The organism is Rhodopirellula maiorica SM1 (assembly GCF_000346295.1).
Taxonomy (GTDB): domain Bacteria; phylum Planctomycetota; class Planctomycetia; order Pirellulales; family Pirellulaceae; genus Novipirellula; species Novipirellula maiorica.
Genome location: NZ_ANOG01001099.1, coordinates 1 through 3,124 on the forward strand (window position 1 = coordinate 1; position 3,124 = coordinate 3,124).

Sequence of the window (3,124 nt, forward strand, 5' to 3'; positions counted from 1 at the left end):
TCCGACCTCCCCATAAAGCAAAGCTTTGGGGAGGTGAAGTTGATGTTGCGTGCGAGTGAGCCGGAGACAAGCCTGCTTCTTAACGCTTGGGTTCTTCGGGGTCTTCGATTTCCGAAGTTGCTTCGAAACGCACTTGCTCTTCGTTGTCCTCTTCCACAAACCCGATCCCAAGTTGATCAAGCGTCTCGTCGTCGCTGGCCGTACGATCGGTCTGCGAATCTTCGTTGGCGGGTCCATCGGCAGTGGGGAACGTCAATTCGCCGGTCAGCGGATCCGGCTGTACGCGTAACGAGTCCTCGTCGAGTGAGAACGACTCTTCGCCACGTAGCGGATTGATCTCGGTCGACTCACTTGGCGAATCAATGCTGACATCCGTATCCCCCAACAGCGATTCATCGGAGACCGTAGCATACGGGTCGCCGGACTGGGCCGTAGCCCCGTCGGCTGCTTCCTCACCGATTCCCGCATCGTCGTCGCCAAAGAGATCGCCTACGTCCAGCGGCTCAGGATCCGCTTCGGACTGGATTACCTCGGCATCAACCGCTTGTCGCTCGGTGGAATGATCGACCAATTCGACATCGGCGATCTCAACCGCCCCCAATTCATCTTCGCTTGGCAAGGGGTCCAGCTCGTCGACGACTTCTTGCATGTCGTCCATTGGGATCGTTTCCAATGCGTCGGCATCGCCGGTGGCGGATGCGTCAAGATCGGTTTGCGGTGAATCGGCTTCGTCGTCCAAGGCGATGGGATCCGAATCAACTTCGACAAACCCGATCGCTTCGCCGGTCAAGGCGGCTGACGAAGCGGCGGCTGCAGCGCCGGCGACTCCGATCGCTCCCAGATCGTCACTGGGCTGCGGTGTCGACGCTGAAGTTTCTTCAGCGACGGCGGTTTCACTGGCTCGGCTTGGGAAAATTTCTTCGACGTTCCCTCGCAACACTTTGTACCCCAGCTCAATCGCTTGCTCTTCGCTCCAGCCGTTAAAGCCAACAAAGTGCTCGGCGAGAATATTGGCCAAGATGTTGCGATACATATCAAACTTGGGCCACACGAATTCCAACTTATACGCGTCGCTGTAGTAGCCGATTTGTTTCGTCTGCGGCACCGCTTCGAGCCGGCCAGCGGCGTCGCGGTGGATAAACGACGGCGTGTTGCTGTACCACCAGTGACCGTTGGTGATCACGTTGGGAAAGATCCATGCGTAGCTGACCAGTTCCTGGTTGGTGACACTGGCGAGCACCGATACAGGAAACTTGACCTCGGGGAACGTGTTGAAGAGTTCGCGGTACTGGATCAGCGAGACTCGCGAATCGTAAAGGTCTTGGCCTTGGAACACACCTTCGGCATAGACGCCGCGATTGACCCCAATCATCAAATCGAAAGGCAATTTGAATTCGTCACACAGTTCGGCGAGCATCCAAAACACGGCTCGTGACAACGCGGCCAGATGGGCAGCATCGACCGATTCACCATGACGCAGCACCGCGCCCAACGCATTGGTTGCACGGCCTTCGTTGACCATTGTCGGTTCGAACCAGGGCGGCAGCGAAATCGCGCAAGCGCGTGCCCCGTTTTCGGTGAAGTGTTCGAACCGCTGGCGAATGGCGCTACGAAGACTGCCGAGCGAACTGGTCAACGTCACTCCGCTGCAGCGCTCCAGCCGCTCACGCACCTCGCGCTCATGCAACTTGAACACCAAATCATCGGTCCGCAAACATGGGATGTAGGTGTTAGTATCAAACCCGCTGAGCGCGTCGTCGAAATCGTTGGTCAAGAAAACCGCTTCGACGTTGCTTTGATCGAGCACCGTTTGCGACCACTGTGCCGATGCCATCGAGCGTTCGGCGGTGTCGTAAACCGATTCCCAGTTCGAGGTGTCGATGCGATCCGACTCGAATCCAAAAAACTTTTTACAGATCTCGACCAACCAGCGGTACTGAGACGTGTTTTCGATCGGCCCAAGGTTGTGCACCAAGCGGCCAACCAATTCGTGAGGCGAAATCCCCGGCTCTTCGATTTCATGCTTGGGCATCCCCGAAGAATGAGCAAGTTCCGTGTAGTAGTGGTAGCCCAGCAGATCGGCGAGCGTTCGCGACGCGGGCGAATGAGGATTGATGTGAGTGTGAGGATCGATCAATCGGATCGAGGCAATGGCTTGGTAAATCGAGTCTCGGGCTGGATGCGACATAACTCTGGGGCGCCGGCGGGAAGTGCGAATAAACAAGGGTCAATGATGGCCCCTAGCATACATTGTTTCGAGGGGATTCGTCTTGACCCTATTGCACAATCCTCTCGCTGCCCCCTCTGCCTGCCCCACCGTTGCTGCGGCCATTCCGTCGCTGCTGTGGTCGCGAAACGAACAACTTGGTCGCCGCGGGAGCAGCAACCATCGCCGACTCCGATTGCCTGCTCTGACTCGGACACCACTAAAAACCCGCAAAATCGGACGAAGCGTACTATTCCGCAATACCGCCCGGATTAGGGAGATGATTTGGCATTTGTTCTGCAAAATCACCCCGATCAAGTCAAAAAATCATTTCCCGATTGGCCGGACACTGCTTTACAATAGGACCGCAATCCAAGCCGTCCATTTGCATGAGCGATGAACGGCACGTTCATCGGTGCAATCGGAGTCCGTTCACTCATGCTTCCTATCGATCCTTTGTCATCGACGCCTCCGAATTCTTCGACCGACTCGCCGCAATCCCGTCCATCTGCGACGGACGAGCCCCGTGTTAATAACGAGCCTCGTGCCAATTCGGTATCGCCTGCTGCATCAGCCTCATCCAGCGGGAAGCCACGTTTTGATGGCGCTCATCCACCGGTCGAAGTAACAATGCTGAGGATGAAAATCGCTGCATCCTCTTCGACGACAGAGCCTCCGGCACCGGAGCGTCTCGCAGCGAAACCTTCGCTGATCGAATCGGCTGTGGAACCGGCAAGGGCACCGATTGCCCGAGCTTTGATCCAAACGCCCCCGGACTCACCCCACACAGTCCAGGGCGCAGAGGAGCAGGACACAGAGGAGCAGGACACAGAGGAGCAGGACACAGAGGAGCAGGACACAGAGGAGCAGGACACAGAGGACCAGGGCACAGAGGACCAGGGCGCAGAGGACCAGGGC

General features: G+C 57.1%; 2 protein-coding genes. One reads left to right on the forward strand and one right to left on the reverse strand.

All coding sequences use genetic code 11. From position 1 onward, the window contains the following. Nucleotides 1–79: 79 nt before the first annotated feature. Complete coding sequence (locus tag RMSM_RS35465) at nucleotides 80–2,188, reverse strand: glucuronate isomerase (RefSeq protein ID WP_008709333.1); 2,109 nt, start codon at nucleotides 2,186–2,188, stop codon at nucleotides 80–82. 657 nt (nucleotides 2,189–2,845) lie between these two features. On the opposite strand from RMSM_RS35465, the gene RMSM_RS43270 reads away from it, so the two are divergent. Continuing rightward, the coding region (locus RMSM_RS43270; protein ID WP_008709337.1) for a hypothetical protein at nucleotides 2,846–3,124 on the forward strand (279 nt) is incomplete at its 3' end.